Below are 20,490 nucleotides of genomic sequence, written 5' to 3' on the forward strand. Positions count from 1 at the left end.
GTTTCGGGGGCGGCGGTTCGTCGGGCGGCTGGTGAGCATAATAATGAATGGGCACTTTTAGACATGGCATTACTGACTGAACACGAACAACGCAAAGTCGCCGAGGCGATTGCCCGGGTCGAGCGCGACACCGACGCCGAACTGGTGACGGTGCTCGCGGCCCGCGCCGACGACTACGCGTACATCCCGCTGCTCTGGGCCAGCCTGCTGGCGCTGGTGGTGCCGGGTATCGTGCATTACCTGACAGGCTGGCTGACCCTGCACAGTTTGCTGCTGGTGCAATGGATCACGTTCATCGTGCTGTGCCTGGTGTTCCGGATTCCGAAAGTCACCACCCACCTGATCCCGCGCTCGGTGCGGCATTGGCGAGCGTCAAATCTGGCGCGCCGGCAGTTTCTGGAGCAAAACCTGCACCACACGGTGGGCAGCACCGGGATGCTGATTTTTGTCTGCGAGGCTGAGCGGTACGTGGAAATTCTGGTGGATGAAGGGATTTCCAAGCGGCTGGATAACAAGAACTGGGACGCGATCGTTGCGGCGTTTACTCAACAGGTGAAGCAGGGCCAGACATTGCAGGGGTTTGTGACGTGCGTCGAGGCGTGCGGCGAGCTGCTCAAGGTGCATGTGCCGGTGACGCACGTGCGCAATGAGTTGCCGAATCGGTTGGTGGTGTTGGGCTGATTTCACTTCTGGAATTGATACACCTTCTGTGGGGAGAGGGCTTTTGTGGCGAGGGAGCTTGCTCCCGCTGGGGCGCGAAGCGGCCCCCCAAACCAGCCAATGCGGTCATTCAGATAAACACGGTTGCAGGGGGTAGGTTGCTTCGCAGCCCAGCGGGAGCAAGCTCCCTCGCCACACTAGCCCACTCAACCCAGTAGCGTTTTTGCTTCGGGTTTCGCACCGTTCGGGAAATTACCCGTGCCCTCGTATGCCATCCCCCCTAAAATACCCGCCATTCCCGATCCGCTCCGCCCGAGGCCGTTTTTTCCATGTCTGTCACCGCCACTCCCGCCAGCCTCGCGCCGGATCACCACGCTCAGTTCATCGACCTGTTGCAAACCAGCCTCGACCAGAATGCCTTCATCAAACTGGTCCTGGCCAAGTACGTCGGCACCGAAGCCGATTTGCAGCGGCTGATCATCAAGCAACTGACGGTCAAGGATCAGCCCTGCCTGTCCTTCGTCTACCGCTACAAGACCCGCGACATCACCAAGAACCTGCCGCTTGCCGAGGGCGTCGCGACCATCGGCGCGCTGTTGCCGGCCTCGTTCAAAAATGCGCATTTACTGTCGTTGACGGACGAAGCCCAGCTCGAATACAGCAAAAAGGGCAAGTCTTCGCTGTTCAAGAGCAAACCTCAGCAATTGCGCGAAGTGCCGTCCGCCGAGCATAACCGCGAGAAGAACCGTTTCCTCGACCTGAACCGGCCGTTCCTCGCTGACCTCGGCGTGACAAACAGCAAGCACGAGCTGATCCCGGCGATGTCGCGCAAGTGGAAGCAGATCAACAAGTTCATCGAAGTCTTCAGCCATGCGCTGACCACCTCGCCCCTGGCGCTGGACAAGCCGGTGCAGGTGGCGGATTTCGGCTCGGGCAAGGGTTATCTGACGTTTGCGATCCACGACTACCTGCGCAACACCTTGAAGGCTGAAGCCGTGGTGACCGGCGTCGAGTTGCGCGAAGAAATGGTCAACCTGTGCAATGCCGCCGCCGCCAAGCTTGAGCATCCGGGGCTGGTGTTCAAGTGCGGTGACGTGCGAAGCGTCGCGCCGAGCGAGCTGGACGTGATGATCGCGCTGCACGCCTGCGACATCGCCACCGACTACGCGATTCACACCGGCATCCGCTCCGGCGCCTCGATCATCATGTGTTCGCCGTGCTGCCACAAACAGATCCGCCTGCAAATCCAGAGCCCGGCGCTGCTCAAGCCGATGCTGCAATACGGTCTGCACCTGGGCCAGCAAGCGGAAATGGTCACCGACAGCCTGCGAGCGCTGTTCCTGGAAGCCTGTGGTTATGAAACCAAGGTGTTCGAGTTCATCTCACTGGACCACACCAACAAGAACAAGATGATCCTGGCGGTCAAACGCGCCGAGCCGGTGGACCCGGCCCAGCTGTTGGTGAAGATCCAGGAGCTGAAGGATTTCTACCACATCAGCGAACATTGCCTGGAAACCCTGCTGCGGGCTGACGGCTACCTCTAAAACACCGCATGACCCTGTAGGAGCCAGGCTTGCCGGCGAAGGCGATAGTGCCGACGCCTTCGCCGGCAAGCGTGGCTCCTACAGGTCACGTGGTGGCAATGCGGGCGGGTTTGATGGCGGTCTTGCGTCCGAGCATCACCGTCACGATCACTCCGGCGGCAAACAGCCAGGTGATCGGCTCGATATGTTCACCAAAAAACAGCGCCGAAAACGCGATGGTGAAGAAGATCTGCAACAGCTGGATCTGACTGACTCGGGCAATGCCGCCCATCGCCAACCCGGCGTACCAGGCAAAGAACCCGATGAACTGCGAGAACAGCGAAACATAACCAAACGCCCACCAGGTCTTGGCGGAAATTTCGCCCTGGTGTTGCAGCGCCAAATACACCACCGGTCCGATCAGCAGCGGCGTCGATAACACCAGCGCCCAGCAGATCACCTGCCAGCCGCCCATCTCCTTGGCCAACCGGCCGCCCTCGGCATAACCCAGGCCGCCCACGGCAATCGCCCCGAGCATCAGCAAATCACCGGCCTGAATACTGCCGGCCCCGCTGATCAGCGCATAACCCAACACCAGCGCACTGCCCAACGCCGCGCAGGCCCAGAAGGCTTTCGACGGTCGTTCGTGGGACAACCACGCGGCGTACAGCGCGACGCACAGCGGCTGCAAACCGTTGACCAGTGCGCCGTGGGAGGCCGGCAAGGTTTGCATGGCCCAGGCCGACAACACCGGAAAACCGAGGATCACGCCTGCGATCACCAGTGTCAGGCCTTTGACCTGTTTCCAGGTCGGCCATTTTTCCCGGCGCCACAGCAACAACATCGCCGCCGGCACCGCCGCAAACAGCGCCCGGCCCAGGCCGTTGAGCAGCGGATGAAGTTCCTGCACGACGATCCGCGTGAAGGGCAAGGTGAGGCTGAAGATCACAACGCCGAGCAGGCCGAGGGCCATGCCGGTGTTTTCGCGCGAGGACATGATGGGGGACCAGAATGTTAGGTGGCGGGAAGAGACTTCATCTAGCCATAAACCACGGGGATCGCGCTGTTACAGATAGGCGCAGAGTTATCCGTACAGTTGAAGGGCGCCTTCGCGGGCAAGCCTCGCTCCTACAGGTATGGTGGTGCCTTTGTAGGAGCGAGGCTTGCCCGCGAAGAACGATAACGCGGTTTTCAGGTAGTAGCTGGTTATTACCCGACCCGCTGGATAAGGACTACCTTGAATACTCCTATGCATTTCCCAGAGGAGTCCTCCCCATGGCTGCCAAGAAAATTCTGATGCTGGTCGGCGATTACGTCGAAGACTACGAAGTGATGGTGCCTTTCCAGGCGCTGCTGATGGTCGGCCACACGGTGCACGCCGTTTGCCCGGACAAATCCGACGGCCAGACTGTGCGCACGGCGATTCACGACTTCGAAGGCGACCAGACCTACAGCGAAAAACCCGGTCACTTGTTTGCCCTGAACTTCGATTTCGCCAAAGTCGCTGAGTCCGACTACGACGCGCTGCTGATCCCCGGCGGTCGTGCGCCGGAATACCTGCGCCTGAACGAAAAAGTCCTGGAGCTGGTGCGCGCATTCGACAAGGCCGGCAAACCGATCGCTGCCGTGTGTCACGGTGCGCAACTGCTCGCGGCAGCGGGGATTCTCGAAGGTCGCGAGTGCAGCGCTTACCCGGCCTGTGCGCCGGAAGTGCGTCTGGCCGGCGGTACGTTCATCGATATTCCGGTGACGGAAGGCCACGTACAAGGCAATCTGGCCACTGCGCCCGCCTGGCCGGCACACCCGAGCTGGCTCGCCGGTTTCCTTGGGTTGCTGGGCACCAAAATCACGCTGTAACGAGGGGCTTTTCCATGTGCGAGCTATACGTCAAAGCCGATCCGATTCTCTACGAATCGCGCTCCCGCTCGCTGCGCATCTGCGGGGTGGTCACCACCCTGCGCCTGGAGAATCAGTTCTGGGACATCCTCAGCGAAATCGCCGAGGTCGACGGCATGACCACCAACCAGTTGATCGCCAAGCTGTATGAAGAGGTGATGGACTACCGCGGCGAAGTGGTGAATTTCGCCTCGTTCTTGCGGGTGAGTTGTACGCGGTATCTGAGTCAGCGACGGGTACAGGCGCCGGAGTTGTCGGTGGTGCGGGCGGTGGTGAAATAGGGTTGGTTTTGCGCTGGCCTTACCGGCCCCATCGCGAGCAGGCTCGCTCCCACGGGGGAACGCATTCCAATGTGCAAGCGAGCCTGCTCGCGATGGCGGTGTTACAGGCGACAGATGTCCCGGGCTGGTCTTTACTCTGAAGCGCGAGACCACTCAATCGCCAAGGAGAAAGAGCATGTCCGGATGGTACGAAGTGAGCAAAAGCAGCAACGGTCAGTTCAAGTTTGTACTGAAGGCCGCCAACGCCGAAACCATTCTGACCAGCGAGCTGTACACCACTCGCGGTGCTGCTGACAACGGCATTGCTTCGGTGCAGAAGAACAGCCCGCTGGATGAGCGCTACGAAAAGAAAACCACCAAGGATGGCCATCCTTACTTCAATCTCAAGGCCGGTAACCACGAGATCATCGGCAGCAGCGAGACCTACTCTTCCGCTGGTGCGATGGATAAAGGCATCGCCAGCGTCAAGGCCAATGGGCCGACCACCGTGATCAAGGACAAGACCTTGCCGGTGCTTTGATCGCTCCCTTCAGGACCAACACAATTCCCCCTGTAGGAGCGAGCCTGCTCGCGATAGCGGCTTAACATTCGACGAAGATGTTGAATGTCAGTCCGCCATCGCGAGCAGGCTCACTCCCACATGGGTTTTGTGTGCGGCTTGAGATCAGCGCAAGGCTTTCAGCAAGTCTTGCAACTGGCTGATCCCGGCCTCGCCGAGTGGAAACACCGGCAACCGCGGATCGCCCACTTCCAGCCCGGTCGTACGCAGCCCCGCCTTGATCGTCGCCGGCAAGCCACCCTTGAGGATGAAGTCCAGCAGCGGCAACTGGCGATAGAACAGTTCACGCGCCTTGCCCAGGTCGTTCGCCAGAACTGCGTCATACAGATCCAGATTGAGCTGCGGAATCAGGTTCGGTGCCGCTGTGCACCAACCTTTCGCACCCGCCGCAAACGCTTCCAGCGCCAGCGGGTTACAGCCGTTGTAGAACGGCACCCGGCCTTCGCCGAGCAGTTGCAGCTTGTGCATGCGCTGGATGTCACCGGTGCTCTCCTTGACCATGGTCACGTTCTCCACGGCGTTGACGATCCGCAGTATCAGGTCCACCGACATGTCGGTGCCGCTGGTGGCCGGGTTGTTATAGAGCATGATCGGGACGCCGATGCTGTCGCCGATGGCGCGGTAGTGGGCGAGGATTTCCGCTTCGCTGAGTTTCCAGTAGGACGTCGGCAGCACCATCACCACATCGGCGCCATGGGCTTCGGCGAAACGGGCGCGGCGCACGGCTTTGGCGGTGGTCAGGTCGGACACACTGACGATGGTCGGCACGCGCCTGGCCACATGCTTGATGCTGAATTCGCTGACCTGATCCCACTCCGCGTCGCTCAGGTAAGCGCCTTCGCCGGTGCTGCCCAGTGGCGCGATGGCGTGCACGCCGCCGTCGATCAAGCGGTCGATGGAACGCCCGAGTGCGTCGAGATCGACGCCTTCGCCATTGGCGGTGAATGGGGTGATGGTGTAGCCGATGATGCCGTGAATGGTGGGGGTCGACATGTTGTGTCTCCTTCAGGAAATGGGTGGGTTCAGTTCAGGCAATCGGCGTGTTGACGCAGGTGCTGCCGGGCGTAGTAGTTGAACGCGGCGCCGTGGCGCTTGGGTTTCGAGATCCAGTCATGGGCTTCGCGACCCAGGTCCGGCAGGATCGGTTTGATGGTCCCGGCACTCATCGCCAGCAGTTGCAGCTTTGCGGCACGCTCGATCAGCTGAGCAATGACACAGGCTTCTTCGATGGTCGTGCCGGTGGACAACTGGCCGTGGTGCGACAGCAGGATGGCCCGTTTGTCGCCCAGTGCGCCGGCGATCAAATCACCTTCTTCGTTGCCTACCGGTACACCCGGCCAGCCTTCGAGAAACGCGCAATCGTCGTAGAGCGGGCACAGGTCCATGTGGGAAATCTGCAGCGGCACTTCGAGCATCGACAGCGCCGCGACGTGGGTCGGGTGCGTGTGAATGATGCAGTTCACGTCGGGCCGGGCGCGGTACACCCAACTGTGGAAACGGTTGGCCGGGTTGGGCATGCCGTGGCCTTCGAGCACTTCCAGGTCTTCGTTGACCAGCAGCAGATTGCTCGCGGTGATCTCGTCGAAACCCAGGCCCAGTTGTTGAGTGTAATAGGTGCCAGGCTGAGGGCCACGGGCGGTGATTTGCCCGGCCAGGCCGGAGTCGTGACCATTTTCAAATAGAATCCGGCAGGTCAGGGCCAGCTTTTGCCGGTCGGTCCACGTATTATCCGCCAGGGTGTTTTGCATCTGGGTCAACGCTTGCTTGACCAATTGCTCTTTGGGTAATGCTAAGGTCTTGGCCATCTCGGTGTCCTTGGGTGGTTCATACAAATGACACAGCAGAGGCTATATGACACTTTGTGTCATAGGCAAGGGCAAATCGTCGCCTCCTTGATGGATTAATCGTTCTTCATGTCTATCCGTTTGAAATTACTTAGAAAAAAACTTGGCGTGACGCTGGAGGCCCTGGCCGAAAAATCCGGCATGACCAAGAGCTATCTGTCGAAAGTCGAGCGCGGGCTGAATACGCCGTCGATCGCGGCTGCCCTGAAACTGGCCAAGGCGCTGAACGTGAAGGTCGAGGAGTTGTTCTCCGAAGACAACATCAGCCTCGACAGCTACAGCCTGGTGCGCAGCGACGAGCGCCAGTCCCTGGCGGCCAACGATGAAAGCCCCGGCTACGCGGTGCTGGCCCACCAGGTCAGCGAGCGCAGCCTGCTGCCGTTCATGATTTATCCCCCGACAGAATTCGCGGATAAAACCTTCAAGGAACACGTGGGGGAAGAGTTTCTGTTCGTCCACGAAGGGCAGGTGGAAGTGGACTTCATGAACGAGCGCGTGCTGCTCAATCGCGGGGATGCGCTGCACTTCAATGCGCAGAAACCGCACCGGATTCGCTCAGTGGGGGAGGCTCAGGCGCAGTTGCTGGTGGTGGTGCATAGCGCTGAGGAATGAAGTTGCGGTGCTGTTGTGGCGAGGGAGCTTGCTCCCGCTCGGCTGCGAAGCAGTCGTAAAACCTGACAATGCGTTTTCTCTGAAAGAATGCAGGGGCCGCTTCGCAGCCCAGCGGGAGCAAGCTCCCTCGCCACAGGTTCGGTGTTCGCTTCAGACCTCGACGGGAACTGTGAGCTTCGGGCTGCCGAGCGCATGGGTCTTCGAATCAAAAAACCGCAGTTCTGACCCCGTTCCCTCAAACACCTTCGTGTAATGCCGCTTCTGATGCTGGATAAACGCCTTGCTGCGCGGGTAAATCGAGATTGCCACTACCTTGGGTTTCGCCTGGCGCAACGCATGGATGATGTGGCTGTCCTGCTCGCCCAATGCATGCCCGAACAGGCATAACCCCTCACCATGGCTCAGCAACTGGTCATAGCAAAACGACAGATAATCCGAGCTGCGAATGGTCTTGAGCTTGTCCTGCGCCGGCCCTTCGTTGACGAACAGCGGCACATCGTCCAGCGTCTTGATGGTGTTGTTGATGGCGAAACTGCCCAGCAATGTGCCCTCCGTCGACATCAGCTTGCGTGCCGTGCCGTCCTGATTGCGCACCAGGTGCAGGCCACCGTGCAGGTACAACAAACGGGTTTTATCGGTCGCCGTGGCGCTCAAATCAAAACCCGGTTCGGCGCCCTGGAACAGATCGGTGATGGCATCCGGCTGATGCTGGATCGCCCAATAGTTGAGCAAGTCGTAATTGGTGGTGAACACCGTTCGATAGCGGCCCAGTTCCTGACTGATCGTCGCCAGGGTCGACGGCACCACAAGCCGCCACGGGATGTGCACCGCGTGGACTGTGTTGATCAGCGCTTCCTTGATCGCGTAGTAACGATTGCGCGGCGCAGCGGAGCTGACGGCCAGGGCCTTGTTGACCCGGCTGGTGATTTTCAGCGCACTCAGCACCTGTTCGAAACTGCGGGTCTGCATGGCGTCGAACACGCTCAGCTCGGACTGGCTCAGGGGTTTTTCTTCGACGGTGCGGGCATTTTCGAACAGCGAGTCGTAGCCGAAGTCGTCCCACACCGCACGGCTGGCGCCGTTGCCGACCAGCAAACCGCTGAACGAGGCGGTGGCGCGCAAGGCGTTCCAGTCTTCAAGTTGGGCATCAACATCCTGGAAATCGGTCATTGCGGTCAAAGTCTCAAAGCAAAAGGTCTGATGGGCGGCGACTTTATCACGACCGGGACTTGAGCCAGATCAAGTTACTGCCTGCCCGAAGCGTCGATCCTGTGCGCACCCGCCGGATCGGCACTACCGATCGGCTTAGCCAGGAGAATCGCTCATGAGCAGCACGTTTTTCATTCCCGCCGTTAACATCATGGGCAATGACTGCCTGGACGAAGCCATGGTTGCCATTGGCAAATACGGCTTTCGCAAGGCGCTGATCGTCACCGACGCCGGGCTGGCCAAGGCCGGTGTGGCGAAGATGATTGCTGAAAAACTGGCAATGCAGGACATCGACTCGGTGATTTTCGACGGCGCCAAACCGAATCCGAGCATGGCCAACGTCGAGCGCGGCCTGGGCCTGCTCAAGGAAAGTCGCTGTGATTTTGTGGTGTCGCTCGGCGGTGGTTCGCCCCATGACTGCGCCAAGGGCATCGCGTTGTGTGCGACCAACGGCGGGGAGATCCGCGACTACGAAGGCGTCGACCGATCGACCCAACCGCAATTGCCGCTGATCGCGATCAATACCACCGCCGGCACGGCCAGCGAAATGACCCGTTTTTGTATCATCACCGACGAATCGCGCCACGTGAAAATGGCCATCGTCGACCGCAACGTCACGCCGTTGCTGTCGGTCAACGACCCGGCGCTGATGGTCGCCATGCCCAAGGGATTGACCGCCGCCACCGGCATGGACGCGCTGACTCATGCCATCGAAGCCTACGTGTCCACCGCCGCCAATCCGATTACCGATGCCTGCGCACTGAAAGCCATCACCTTGATCAGCAGCAACCTGCGTCTGGCCGTGCGCAATGGCAGCGACATGGCGGCACGGGAAAACATGGCTTACGCACAGTTTCTCGCCGGCATGGCGTTCAACAACGCCTCCCTGGGATTTGTCCACGCCATGGCTCACCAGTTAGGCGGGTTCTATGACTTGCCGCATGGCGTATGCAACGCGGTGCTGCTGCCCCACGTGCAGAGTTTCAATGCGCAGGTCTGCGCCCCGCGCCTGACCGATGTGGCCCACGCGATGGGCGCCGATATCCGTGGCTTAAGCCCGGAAGAGGGCGCTCAAGCGGCCATCACGGCGATCCGCAGCCTGTCCAGCGACATCGAGATTCCCGCCGGTTTGCGTGAACTCGGCGCCAAGCTCAACGACATCCCGACGCTCGCGACCAACGCGCTGAAAGACGCGTGCGGCCTGACTAATCCACGGGCGGCGGATCAGCGCCAGATCGAGGAGATTTTCCGCAGCGCGTTCTAGTCGGTTTGCCGGCCGGGCGCGAGCCTCACGCACACTATCGCGCCCAAGGCCAGCAAGGTGCAAAACAGGGACAGTGGCCATGCTTGCTGGCTTGCGATCAGACTGGCAATCGCGCCGATGATGGCGGCCATCAGCTGGTGGATGAAACCACTCAACGCCATCGCATAAGCCCCGCCGACCGGCGAGCCGTCGTTGGCCAGGGACAGGCTGATCGGGTAGTTCAAAGACTGCCCGAACACGGCAAAGCAGTATGGCAACCAGAGCAGCAGCGCAACGGAAGTGCCCGCGATGCTCCCCAGCAACATCACCGCGCTACCGCCCAATACCAGGCCCACGCCCGCCGTCATCAGCCAGCGTTGACCGGTGCGAAGCACGAAGGCATTGACCCCCAAAGCCCCCAGGAAATACGCCGCGCTGATCGGCCAGCCCAACAGCCCGTATTCCACGGCCGACCAGTTGAAGGGACCTTGCAGAATCAGCGGCGCTGCGGTGTTGAACGCAATGATCACCCCATAACCGAGGCCGCCGGCGAGTGCCGGCAGCAGGAAGGCGCGATCACGCAAAATGCGCCAGTAACTCGGCCAGGCGGACGACTGGACAGGCTCCTCGTTCAGCAACGGGAACGTGACCCGCGCCACCGCCATCGCCATCAACAGACTCGCGCCACCCAACAGATAGAAAATCGCCGGCCAGCCCAGCGCCACCTGAATGATCGACCCCAGGTACTGGCCGATCCCCAGCGCCACTACAAACGAAATCGAGAGCCAGGACAGCGCCTTGGCCAGCAGGTCACCGCGGAAACTGTCGCGGATCAATACCCGCGCCATGACCGAAATCCCGCTGGCACCCATCCCCTGGACCAGACGCCAGAACAGGAACGTTTCAAGCGACTGGCTCAAGGGCAGGGCAAGGTTACCCAGCCCGTAGATACCGAGTGCGGCGAGCAACACCGGCTTTCGGCCAATGCGCTGCCCCAGGCTGCCCCAGAACAACATCGGCAGCGCCATGCCGATCAGGTACACGGCCAACCCCCAGGACACCTGCGAGGCGTCGGCTGACAGACCCCGGGCAATGTCCGGCAACGCCGGCAGGTAAATGCTCATGCCCAGTTGGGCGAGAAACACCGTGCTGCAGGTGACGAGGAGGGTGGTGCTGCTCTTCATGGGGTCTTCCTTGGGTTTCTAGCTGAGGTCCCCGGTGTGCGCGGGTAATAGCTCGGTGACGAGTTCACAGAAATGGCGTATCAGCATCGGCTCCATGTCGGCGCGCAACGTGATTCTGATCGCAGCCTTGCCTTGTTCGACCACGGGGAAAAAGACTGTCGAGGTAAAGAAACCGAGATTGGCCAATTCGATGGCAATACGGTTGGCCAGCGTCGCTTCACCGCAGTGGATCAAGCGGATGGCCATGTTACTGCCCTGTTGTGCGGTTCGTATCAGGCTGTCAAAGAGCCGGATATTAGCCTGAAGTTTTTCCTGTAGCGCGACGAATGCCGGCGTGCGATGCAACTGGATGGAGGCCCTTCCCGCACCGATGGCCGCGCTGTTCAGACTTTGCGACCAATTGCTGGGGCCGCCATAACGTTGAATCAGCTTTTTCTGCCGTTCATTGCCCAGCATCACCAGCCCGCCGCTGGCGCCAAATGACTTGGCCAATGAGGCGACGATCAAGGCGTCATCGTCCAGAGCCTGCAACCTTGGGCGTACCAGACCGGCCCCGCAAGTGCCAACGGCGGACAGTGCGTGGGAGTCGTCGAGATAGAGAAAAAGGCCATAGCGATCCCTCAAGTACAACAGACCGTCCATGTCGGCGACTCCGCCCATGCTGTACGCGCCGTCGGCAACATACGCGACCCTGTTGTGGTGCTGGCACTGCGTTTCGAGGAAGTCCATGTCGTTGTGCGGACTGGTCACGACCTTGGTTTCGTCGGCGCAGGCGGCTTTGAGGTGATTCATCGAGTAGTGTGCCAGCCGGTCAAATACCATCACCGGTGGCTGGTTCTCGGTAAACACGCCACTGGCCAGCAGCGGCAGGATGCCGGCACTCGCCGCGCTGCACGATAAGGTGCTTAGGCACGTGGCGCCGAACAGTGCCGAGAGCTCGGTTTCGTACAGCTCCAGGATCGCTAGTTTGCAGCGGTTTTTCGAGTTGGCGACGCGCAAGGTACCGGTTTCCCACAAGGTGGTCATGGCACCGTCGAGCAAATCGGGATGGTGATCCAGGCCCAGGTAGGAGGTGGTGCAGAAGTGATGAAAGGCGCGCCCATGTTGGTCAACCATGCGGTTGCTGCTTCTGATGTCGACGTTCAATCCCGCGACTTTCCCTGCTTCCGCAGTGTCCCAACTGTGGTCCGCCAACGAGATCAGTTTTCTATAGTTGGTGAAAGTGTTTGTAGTGTGTGTTGTCGGGTCCATTTGAGGTGTCTGTCCTTGAGTGATGAAATCGTCCGTGTGTTTCCAGACTTTACAGAGAGCGGCGGGGGCATTGAATCGGCCGTTTCCTGTTCGGTTGAGTGTTACAAGAGATTTATGTGTAGGGCGACGCCCTGCGATGCTGTGGGCCAAAACCGGGCTATCCCGCCGACTCAGCCGAACTGAAGTCATTGAGCTGTTCAAGCAACTGGCGACCAGCGCCGACGTGCTGATCGAAAACCTGCGCCCCGGCGCCCTGGCAATGATCACTGATGTCCTGCGGGAGCGATCCGCGCCACGCCGCCGATCGGGTGGGAGCGAGCCTGCTCGCGAAAGCGGCCTGACAGTCCCGCTCAACCCGCCGCCACCAACCCCTTCCCTGGCGCCGCACTGAACTGAATCATCGCCACCCCGGCGATCAACAAGACTGCCCCCAACACCCGCGGCAACGTCATCTGCCGTTCCACCAACCCAAACCACCCGAAGTGATCCAGCACCAGCGAAGCCACTACCTGTCCCGCCAGCGCCAACGCAATAAACCCCGACGCCCCCAGCTTGGGCAGCAGCATCAGCGCCAACGAAATAAAACACACCCCAAACGCACCCCCCGCCCACATCCACAACGGCGCCTTGCTGATGAACGCCAGTGACGGCAACGGCAAGCGCATTGCCAACATGATCGGCAACAACACGACGATACTCACCAGCAACGACGCAAGCGTTGCCCACAACGGATGGCCCAACCCACGCGTGAGGTTGGCGTTGATCGCGCTCTGAAACGGCACCACCGCCCCGGCAACCACGGCCAGCAGCAACAGCCCGGCCCAATGCAATGTACTCATGATCATTCTCCAACAGGTTTTGCTGGACTCTAGAGTATTCGTCGCGCAGATTTAAATTCCGAATTGCTATCCAGAACATGCACCAGATGAATGATCTGCGGCGTATCGACCTCAACTTGCTGGTGATCCTCGACGCCTTGCTCAGCGAGCAGCACGTCACGCGCGCGGCGCAGCGCTTACACCTGAGTCAGCCGGCGGTCAGTCATGCTCTGGCGCGGTTACGCGACTTGCTGGGAGACCCTTTGCTGGTGCGCGCGGGTGCCACGCTCGTACCCACGCCGAGAGCCATGGAATTGATCGCACCCTTGGCCGAAGCACTCGCTCAGGTGCAATCCCTGCTGGCCCCGAACGCTTTCGACCCGGCCACGGCCAAGCGCACGTTTCGTCTGGCAATGTCCGACTATGGCGCCGCCATCGTCCTGCCAGGGCTGATTCGCACCTTGCGCCGGGAAGCGCCGGGCATCGACCTGCAAATCAGTCACGCCAGCCGCGAAGGCATGCTCGACGCAGTACTTAATGGCGACATCGACCTGGCAGCAGGTGTCTTCCCTGAACTGCCAAACGAGCTGCGCAGCACGCCACTCTTCGAAGAGCACTACGCCTGCCTGGTCGACCGCAACAGCCTGCCTGCCAATGGCGTACTCGACCTGCCGACCTACCTCGCACGGCCACACGTCCTGCTGGAAATGCGCGGCAGCGGCACGCCTGAAATCGAGCGGGCGCTGACGGCGTTACGTGAACGCCGTCGCGTCGCGATCAGCCTGCCGCACTGGAGCGTCGCCCCGGAATTAATCAGTGGCACGGACCTGATTCTTACCGTGGCTTCACGTGGGCTGCGCGAGATTGATGAGCGCTCGCTGGTCGTAGTTGCGCCGCCGTTTCATATTCCGTCGTTTACGTTTGTGTTGGTCTGGCACACACGGCGGGGCGGGGATCAGGCGTTGAACTGGTTGAATGGGCGGATTGGGGAGGGGATAGTGCATAGCGACCTGACTACAGGCCCATCAAATAACCGTTGAGGTAAACAAATTGCTCACCGGCCTCAACCACCTGACCCTCGCCGTCGCCGACCTGAACCGCAGCGTGGCGTTCTATCAAGACCTGCTGCAACTGCGCCTCGAAGCCACTTGGGACACCGGCGCCTATCTGTCACTGCCGGGTTTGTGGCTGTGCCTGTCCGTTGATCCGCTGCGCAACTCGGGCCCCGCCGCCGATTACACCCATTACGCCTTTACCATCAGCGCAATCGATTTCCCCGTGTTCGTCGAACGCCTGCGATCCGCCAGCGTACAAGAATGGCGCGACAACCGCAGCGAAGGTGCGTCCTTCTATTTCCTCGACCCGGACGGCCACAAGCTCGAAGCCCACGTTGGCGATCTGGCGTCTCGGCTGGCCGCCTGTCGAGAGCGCCCGTATGCGGGAATGAAGTTCTTCGACGATCAGTCAGTCGATATACCCGGGACCTGATATAGACTTGCGCCCATTCACCAAATAGTTAAAGGGACTTTCAATGACCCCATCGCTGCTAATGGCTGTTCTCGCCTCGGGTTTCATTTATGGCATCACACCGGGGCCGGGCGTATTGGCGGTGTTCGGGATTGGCGCCGCGCGTGGACGGCGGGCCGGGGCGGGGTTTCTCTGTGGGCATTTGTTGGGGGACGTGGTCTGGTGCAGCACGGCATTGATCGCGATTGTCGGTGCCCGTGAAATCGGCAGCACGGCGTTTGATGTGCTGGGCGTACTCAGCGGGCTGTACCTGTTTTGGCTCGGCTTGCGCGCCATACGGGCGAAGCGCAGCAGCGCCGATGCCCCTCAAGGCCCGGCTCGCCAGCCCTTTTGGCACGGCATTCTGTTTGGCCTCACCAATCCCAAGGCCTACCCCGTGGCGGTGGCGACGTTCACTGCGCTGCTGTCCAGCCGGGCGGAGTTGCTGCACTGGTCAATGTTGCCTTGGTTGATTGTCCTGAGCTTCGTCGGCGGTCTCATGGCCTACGCTATCCTCATTGGCATTGTTGGTGCACGGCAAGTTCGCACCTTGTATCAGCGCCATGAACTGGCGATCACACGGTTATGCGGGGTGATGTTTATCGGTTTCGCCATCAACGCCCTCGCTCATGCACTGCCGGGGCTGGTGACGAACAAGGCTTGAGGTTGAGCGCACGGATGCGTCAATGCCCGATGGGTCATGGAGGGGCTTTTTATTGCTGCATTGTCCGGAAACGCTTATCGCACCATGGCAACCAGAAATTCCGCGCCGTTGGCGAGCTACATCGATCTCTTGCTGGACGCCGTCTGTGCGGTGGATAAACAAGGTCGCTTCGTATTTGTCAGCGCGGCCTGCGAGCGTATTTTCGGCTACACCCCGGACGAGCTGATCGGCCAGCCGATGATCGACATGGTGCACCCCGCCGATCGCCAGCGCACCCTCGACGCGGCGCGCGAGATCATGGGCGGTGATCCCAAACTCAACTTCGAGAACCGCTACCTGCGCAAGGACGGCGCGGTGGTGCATATTCTGTGGTCGGCGCGCTGGTCTGAAGTCGATCAGTTGCGCATCGCTGTGGCCCGGGACATCACCGAACGCAAGCAGGCCGAATCCCGGCAAGCGGCGTTATACGCGATCTCCGAGGCGGCCCACGCCGCGGAAGATTTGCTGGCGTTGTTCAAGCGCATCCACTTGATCATCGGCGAATGGCTGCCGGCACTGAATTTCTCCGTGGCGTTGTATGACGAGCACTGTGCGCAGCTGAACTTTCCGTATCACGTCGACGACCATGAACTGCAGCCCGAGCAGCCCGGAACCATGACCGGGCGCCTCTGTGCCGAAGTGATTCGCAGCGGCCAGCCGATTTTGCTGACCCTGGACCAGGACACTCTGCCAGAAGGCTTTGAGGCATCGGTCTCCGGACAGGACTCGCCTTGCTGGCTGGGTGTCCCGTTGAACTCGCAAAACGGCATCATTGGCGCGCTGATCGTCAAAAGCGTACCGGGTGGCGAGCGCTACACCGAGCAGGACAAGGAGCTGCTGCAATACGTCTGCGCCCAGGTCGCCACCGCGATCGAGCGCAAGCAGTTACATGCCCGGTTACAACGCATGGCCCAATACGACCAACTGACTCAACTGCCCAACCGGGCGTTGCTGCGCGACCGGCTTCAAAATTCGCTGGCGCAGGCTCGCACGGACTTCGGGCGGATGGCATTGCTGTACGTCGACCTCGACCGCTTCAAGGAAGTCAACGACACCCATGGCCACGCAGTCGGCGACATGCTGTTGCAAGCGGTCGCCAATCGGCTCAAGGGCTGCGTGCGTGAGACCGACACGGTGGCGCGTATCGGTGGGGATGAGTTTGTGGTGTTGTTGCACAGCATCCACGCGGCGGAAGACGCTGACAACGTTGCGGGGAAAATCCGTCAGGTGCTGGCGCAACCCCTGCGCCTGGACGGGCAAAGCGTGAACATCCGGCCGAGTATCGGCGTCGCGCATTACCCCGAGCATGGCACCGAAGAACAGCAACTGTTCCGGCATGCCGATGAGGCCATGTATGCGGCCAAGCGCCAACATCATCAGCGCCTCGGGGCCTGAAAAATCGGCCACCGTTCGTCGCGGCGATTTCATTTTTTCTAAACCTTTGCGGTAATCGAAATTCAGATTTTATGCGGGCTCCTGCTCGCCGCGATCATCACCAAGAGGTAGAGAATCATGCCTAACTCAAGAAACTCGAACTCGGGAAACTTCGCCAACGATCGAACGAAGGCGTCAGAAGCCGGTCGCAAAGGTGGGAAAACTACCACTACGACCGTCGATAAAGACCCTGCGAAACCCGATATGGGCCGCAAAGGTGGTCAGAAGTCGAAGTAGTCGCAAGGTAGTTTTGATTGAGAGGCGGGGGCGAAAGCTCCCGCTTGAATTTTTATAGAAGGAGGGCGCGACCATGAGCCGGATGGCCACCCGATTACGCACTGCCAGTCTTGTCACGTTGCTGGGCCTGTTTGCCAACAGTGCCTTCGCCCAGTCGCCCGCCGAGTTCATCAACGATGTGTCGGCCAAAGGCATGGCCGACATCGAAGCCAGTCGCCTGGCGCACCAGAAATCCGAATCCAAAGAGGTCAAGGACTACACCATCGTGGTCATCAATGACCGCACGACCGCCAACCAGCACTTGGCGAAAATCGCCAAACAGCTGGATTTGCCGGTTGCCCCTCGCGAAGAAGTGGTCGACAAGGCCAAAGCCTTGATGCCGGAAGTGAAGGACGGCGCATCCTTTGATCAGGCTTATACCGCCAGTCAGGTGAAGACGACCCAGGAAGCCATCGAGCAGCTTCAACAAGTCGCTCAGACCACCGACGTGCCGCAAATCAAAGCCTTCGCTGAGGAAACCTTGCCCAAACTGCAGAGCCACCTGGAAATGGCCAGAGCGTTGCAAGCCAGTCGCTAGACCAGGCGATTAACGGTGTTGAACGCAAACGGCGCGTGATTCACATCACGCGCCGTTTTGTTCGTGCTCAGCACTCATTCAAGTCCTGTTTGCGCTTGCTCGTAGTGGCCAGCCCCGCCAGGTCATGCACGTCTTTTTCGCCCATGGCGCGATAGTGTCTGCGTAGCGCTTCCAGTTGCTTGAGGTCCAGCAATTCCAGCCCCAGCATCGCGTTCTGCGCCTCTTTGTTCACCCGCAGCAACTCATCGATTTTCAAGTGCAGGATGTCGGTGTCGCGGTTCTGCGTGTTCTGGATCAGGAACACCATCAGGAACGTGATGATCGTGGTTGAGGTGTTGATGATCAGTTGCCAGGTGTCGTTGTAATCAAATATCGGCCCGCTCAACCCCCACAGACCAATCAGTATCAACGCCCCCATAAACGTCTTCGGACTGCCGGCCCACAGGGCGAGTTTCTGCGAGATTTTTGCGAATTTCATTGCCGTGTTCCTTATAGGGATGCGCCTGATTTTTCAGACAGCGACGGCGGGTTGAAAATTCTACTTAATGGACCTCTGTTCAATGAAAAACCGGTTTTTTGCTACGGCTCTTCTTTTCCCTTTATTGGCCTGAATCTTTCTTTGTGCCGGTTTGTGTCTAGTATCTAGGGCAGTCAATTTGCCAGCATGCAAACCACGGATCGACACCAGCTAAGAGGTCACTCATGGAATTCTTCGAAAAGCTCACAAGTCTAGCCGCCAAAGTTCGTTTGCAAGGCGCTGCAATAAAGACAGAAGAAGCAACCAAGAATGCGTTTGTCATGCCCTTTATCAGCACGGTGCTGGGCTACGATGTTTTCGATCCGACTGAAGTGACTCCTGAATTTGTTTGCGACATCGGAACAAAAAAGGGAGAAAAAATTGATTACGCAATCATGAAAGGCGGAGAGGTACAGATTCTTATAGAGTGCAAAAAAATAGGCGAGCCATTGCACATTAATCACGCCTCCCAATTGTTTCGTTACTTCCATGTCACCAGTGCTCGAATCTCCATCCTTACCAACGGTCAGGTCTACAGGTTTTTCACCGACTTGGACGCGCCCAACAAAATGGATGAGAAGCCGTTTCTTGAACTCGACCTGTTGGACATCGACGAGTATTCCGTCCCTGAATTGGTCAAGCTCACGAAGTCTGCCTTCGATGTCGATTCGATCATCAGCGCCGCCGGTGAATTGAAGTACGTCAGCCAGATCAAGAAGGTCATCGCTTCGCAGGTCAGCAAACCTGATGACGACTTCGTGAAAGTGTTCGCTTCGCGTGTATACGATGGGGTGATTACACAGAAGGTCCGTGAGCAGTTCCAGGAGTTAACGAGAAAGGCGGTAGTGCAGTTTCTCAACGACCAAATCAACGACAGGCTCAAGTCGGCGATGAGCGGAGCCATTCAACCGGCCTTGGCCTCGTTACCAGTTTCTTCCGGCGGTGTTGAGCAGTCGGATGTGCGGGACGAGTTAGAGGACAAGGTGCTGACGACACTGGAAGAGCTGGAGGGCTATCACATTGTTCGAGCGGTGGTTCGGTCTGTTGTCGATGCAAAGAGGATTGTTCAGCGAGACACGCAGAGTTACTTCGGCATTCTGCTCGATGACAACAACCGCAAACCGATCTGCCGCTTGCACTTCAATCGCTCGCAAAAATACATCGGTATTTTTGACGAAGAAAAGAATGAGACCCGGCACGCCATAAACTCGATAGACGATATCTACGAATACTCAGATCACTTGAAGAAGACTGTTGGGTATTACGACTAGCCCTGTTTGCTGACTGGTAAAAGAAGCCGGCCCTCTAGGCCGGTTTTCTTGCGCGGATCCAATAGTTCGTCAATTTCACATTGCCGACGGCTTGCCAAGACCAGGATGGTTATCAACTTTCTTGCAGCTCGGGACAGACGGGTTCTAGTGTCGCTCTCTCATCACCTTTTGGCTGCGTCGACTTCAAGTGAGGCAAGTTCAGGTAATAGACCGATTTGAGCTGTTACAACATCAGTGGGGCACGTTTCGCCATAGGTCGGATAGGGCAGGGCGCGCCAGTCGAGGTATCGTAGCGAACCGGTTGTGCGCCGCTGGCCACAACAACGTATCGACAGGAGAACGCAATGAGTTGGTCCGCCAGACAATACGTCGCTTTTGAAGATGAACGCACCCGCCCGGCCCGTGATTTGCTGGCGGCGGTCCCGCCCGTGGACGCGCGATCGGCCATCGACATCGGTTGCGGTCCCGGCAATTCGACCGAGTTGCTGGTGGAGCGCTTCGCCAATGCCACGGTGCGTGGCCTGGACAGTTCGACCGATATGATCGACGCCGCCCGCAAGCGCTTGCCCCAGCTGCAATTCGACACGGCTGACATTGATACCTGGAACGAGCCGGGGCCGTTCGATGTGATTTTCGCCAACGCGGTGTTGCAGTGGGTGCCCGACCACGCGACGTTACTGCCTTCTCTGGCCGCCCGACTGACCGATGGCGGCAGCCTGGCCATTCAAATGCCCGACAATCTCAACGAGCCGTCCCATCGCCTGATGCGCGAAGTCGCTGCCGATGGACCGTGTGCCAGCAAGTTGGTAGACGCCGCCGGGCAACGCACGGACATGGCGAGTGCCAGCGAGTACTACTCGATGCTGCGACCGCATTGTGCGCGAGTCGATGTGTGGCGCACCACGTACCATCACCCGCTTGCGGGCGGCGCGTCGGGGGTGGTCGAGTGGTTCAAGGGCAGCGGTTTGCGGCCGTTTCTCGAACCGCTGAATGACGCGGAGAAGGCGCAATACCTCAAGCAGTATCACGCCGCCATCGAGCAGGCTTATCCGGCGCTGAGCGATGGTTCGGTGCTGCTGCCGTTCCCGCGGTTGTTTATCGTCGCGACGCGCTAGGGCAAAAAGGGACGGATAACGCCGAACGTTATCGGTCCCTTTGCCTGGCA

Annotated in this window: 24 protein-coding genes; 16 read left to right on the plus strand and 8 right to left on the minus strand. The window is 59.4% G+C overall.

Annotated elements, in window-relative coordinates:
* Positions 1-63 precede the first annotated feature (63 nt).
* Both FHL16_RS25000 and FHL16_RS25005 read left to right on the plus strand, forming a co-directional pair.
* Complete coding sequence (locus FHL16_RS25000) at positions 64-681, plus strand: TPM domain-containing protein (RefSeq protein ID WP_010462489.1); 618 nt, start codon at positions 64-66, stop codon at positions 679-681.
* Positions 682-989: 308 nt separating this feature from the next.
* The gene (locus tag FHL16_RS25005) at positions 990-2,204 is read left to right on the plus strand and encodes a class I SAM-dependent methyltransferase (RefSeq protein ID WP_077749583.1); all 1,215 of its coding nucleotides are present in this window, start codon (positions 990-992) and stop codon (positions 2,202-2,204) included.
* Between the two features lie 85 nt (positions 2,205-2,289).
* Here the strand turns inward: FHL16_RS25005 and FHL16_RS25010 are convergent, their stop codons facing one another.
* Complete coding sequence (locus FHL16_RS25010) at positions 2,290-3,180, minus strand: DMT family transporter (RefSeq protein WP_077749584.1); 891 nt, start codon at positions 3,178-3,180, stop codon at positions 2,290-2,292.
* Positions 3,181-3,458: 278 nt separating this feature from the next.
* Here FHL16_RS25010 and FHL16_RS25015 point away from each other — a divergent pair, with 278 nt between their 5' ends.
* From FHL16_RS25015 to FHL16_RS25025, 3 genes are all read left to right on the plus strand, one after another.
* Positions 3,459-4,040, plus strand: a complete 582-nt coding sequence (locus tag FHL16_RS25015; protein ID WP_077749585.1) for a DJ-1/PfpI family protein — start codon at positions 3,459-3,461, stop codon at positions 4,038-4,040.
* 14 nt (positions 4,041-4,054) lie between these two features.
* On the plus strand, positions 4,055-4,360 hold the full coding sequence (locus FHL16_RS25020; RefSeq protein WP_008025707.1) for a ribbon-helix-helix domain-containing protein: 306 nt from the start codon (positions 4,055-4,057) through the stop codon (positions 4,358-4,360).
* Positions 4,361-4,535: 175 nt separating this feature from the next.
* Complete coding sequence (locus FHL16_RS25025; RefSeq protein WP_010462476.1) at positions 4,536-4,880, plus strand: YegP family protein; 345 nt, start codon at positions 4,536-4,538, stop codon at positions 4,878-4,880.
* A gap of 144 nt (positions 4,881-5,024) precedes the next feature.
* Here FHL16_RS25025 and FHL16_RS25030 read toward each other — a convergent pair whose 3' ends face one another.
* Both FHL16_RS25030 and FHL16_RS25035 read right to left on the minus strand, forming a co-directional pair.
* Complete coding sequence (locus FHL16_RS25030) at positions 5,025-5,912, minus strand: dihydrodipicolinate synthase family protein (RefSeq protein ID WP_077749586.1); 888 nt, start codon at positions 5,910-5,912, stop codon at positions 5,025-5,027.
* A 29-nt stretch (positions 5,913-5,941) separates the two neighbouring features.
* Entirely contained in the window at positions 5,942-6,724 is a 783-nt protein-coding gene (locus tag FHL16_RS25035) for an aldolase (protein WP_010462472.1), read from the minus strand.
* A gap of 108 nt (positions 6,725-6,832) precedes the next feature.
* Here FHL16_RS25035 and FHL16_RS25040 point away from each other — a divergent pair, with 108 nt between their 5' ends.
* Positions 6,833-7,375 carry a helix-turn-helix domain-containing protein gene (locus tag FHL16_RS25040; RefSeq protein WP_077749587.1) on the plus strand — a complete coding sequence of 181 codons (543 nt, stop codon included), beginning with the start codon at positions 6,833-6,835 and terminating at the stop codon, positions 7,373-7,375.
* A 150-nt stretch (positions 7,376-7,525) separates the two neighbouring features.
* Here FHL16_RS25040 and FHL16_RS25045 read toward each other — a convergent pair whose 3' ends face one another.
* The gene (locus FHL16_RS25045; RefSeq protein WP_077749588.1) at positions 7,526-8,545 is read right to left on the minus strand and encodes a DUF4917 family protein; all 1,020 of its coding nucleotides are present in this window, start codon (positions 8,543-8,545) and stop codon (positions 7,526-7,528) included.
* Between the two features lie 154 nt (positions 8,546-8,699).
* Between FHL16_RS25045 and yiaY the strand changes: the two genes are divergently transcribed.
* Positions 8,700-9,848: an L-threonine dehydrogenase gene (yiaY, locus tag FHL16_RS25050; protein ID WP_077749589.1), complete on the plus strand. Its 1,149-nt coding sequence runs from the start codon at positions 8,700-8,702 to the stop codon at positions 9,846-9,848.
* Here the strand turns inward: yiaY and FHL16_RS25055 are convergent.
* Together FHL16_RS25055 and FHL16_RS25060 are read right to left on the minus strand one after the other, a co-directional pair.
* Positions 9,845-11,011 (minus strand): multidrug effflux MFS transporter, encoded by a 1,167-nt coding sequence (locus FHL16_RS25055; RefSeq protein WP_077749590.1) that lies wholly within the window; start codon positions 11,009-11,011, stop codon positions 9,845-9,847. The two genes, yiaY and FHL16_RS25055, sit on opposite strands and share 4 nt — an antisense overlap.
* Positions 11,012-11,029: 18 nt before the next feature.
* On the minus strand, positions 11,030-12,262 hold the full coding sequence (locus tag FHL16_RS25060; RefSeq protein ID WP_077749591.1) for an aminotransferase class I/II-fold pyridoxal phosphate-dependent enzyme: 1,233 nt from the start codon (positions 12,260-12,262) through the stop codon (positions 11,030-11,032).
* A gap of 136 nt (positions 12,263-12,398) precedes the next feature.
* On the opposite strand from FHL16_RS25060, the gene FHL16_RS25065 reads away from it, so the two are divergent.
* Positions 12,399-12,653 (plus strand): hypothetical protein, encoded by a 255-nt coding sequence (locus tag FHL16_RS25065; RefSeq protein ID WP_077749592.1) that lies wholly within the window; start codon positions 12,399-12,401, stop codon positions 12,651-12,653.
* Here the strand turns inward: FHL16_RS25065 and FHL16_RS25070 are convergent.
* Positions 12,613-13,101, minus strand: a complete 489-nt coding sequence (locus FHL16_RS25070) for a DMT family transporter (protein WP_077749593.1) — start codon at positions 13,099-13,101, stop codon at positions 12,613-12,615. The genes FHL16_RS25065 and FHL16_RS25070 overlap by 41 nt on opposite strands.
* Positions 13,102-13,178: 77 nt before the next feature.
* On the opposite strand from FHL16_RS25070, the gene FHL16_RS25075 reads away from it, so the two are divergent.
* The 6 genes from FHL16_RS25075 (at position 13,179) to FHL16_RS25100 (ending at position 17,537) form a co-directional block, all read left to right on the plus strand.
* Positions 13,179-14,120: a LysR substrate-binding domain-containing protein gene (locus FHL16_RS25075; protein ID WP_077749594.1), complete on the plus strand. Its 942-nt coding sequence runs from the start codon at positions 13,179-13,181 to the stop codon at positions 14,118-14,120.
* Between the two features lie 10 nt (positions 14,121-14,130).
* Complete coding sequence (fos, locus tag FHL16_RS25080) at positions 14,131-14,568, plus strand: fosfomycin resistance glutathione transferase (protein WP_077749595.1); 438 nt, start codon at positions 14,131-14,133, stop codon at positions 14,566-14,568.
* Positions 14,569-14,611: 43 nt separating this feature from the next.
* Positions 14,612-15,250 (plus strand): LysE family translocator, encoded by a 639-nt coding sequence (locus FHL16_RS25085; RefSeq protein ID WP_010462451.1) that lies wholly within the window; start codon positions 14,612-14,614, stop codon positions 15,248-15,250.
* 84 nt (positions 15,251-15,334) lie between these two features.
* Complete coding sequence (locus FHL16_RS25090; RefSeq protein WP_010462449.1) at positions 15,335-16,684, plus strand: sensor domain-containing protein; 1,350 nt, start codon at positions 15,335-15,337, stop codon at positions 16,682-16,684.
* A gap of 117 nt (positions 16,685-16,801) precedes the next feature.
* Entirely contained in the window at positions 16,802-16,960 is a 159-nt protein-coding gene (locus FHL16_RS25095) for a KGG domain-containing protein (protein WP_010462447.1), read from the plus strand.
* Between the two features lie 73 nt (positions 16,961-17,033).
* The gene (locus FHL16_RS25100; RefSeq protein WP_077749596.1) at positions 17,034-17,537 is read left to right on the plus strand and encodes a DUF4142 domain-containing protein; all 504 of its coding nucleotides are present in this window, start codon (positions 17,034-17,036) and stop codon (positions 17,535-17,537) included.
* Positions 17,538-17,604: 67 nt separating this feature from the next.
* Here FHL16_RS25100 and FHL16_RS25105 read toward each other — a convergent pair whose 3' ends face one another.
* The gene (locus tag FHL16_RS25105; protein ID WP_010462444.1) at positions 17,605-18,015 is read right to left on the minus strand and encodes a low affinity iron permease family protein; all 411 of its coding nucleotides are present in this window, start codon (positions 18,013-18,015) and stop codon (positions 17,605-17,607) included.
* Between the two features lie 224 nt (positions 18,016-18,239).
* On the opposite strand from FHL16_RS25105, the gene FHL16_RS25110 reads away from it, so the two are divergent.
* Both FHL16_RS25110 and tam read left to right on the plus strand, forming a co-directional pair.
* Entirely contained in the window at positions 18,240-19,325 is a 1,086-nt protein-coding gene (locus FHL16_RS25110) for a type I restriction endonuclease (protein ID WP_077749597.1), read from the plus strand.
* Positions 19,326-19,669: 344 nt separating this feature from the next.
* Entirely contained in the window at positions 19,670-20,440 is a 771-nt protein-coding gene (gene tam, locus FHL16_RS25115) for a trans-aconitate 2-methyltransferase (protein WP_077749598.1), read from the plus strand.
* The last annotated feature ends 50 nt before the right edge of the window (positions 20,441-20,490 follow it).

It is taken from the genome of Pseudomonas sp. FSL W5-0299 (assembly GCF_005930655.1).
GTDB lineage: Bacteria > Pseudomonadota > Gammaproteobacteria > Pseudomonadales > Pseudomonadaceae > Aquipseudomonas > Aquipseudomonas mandelii.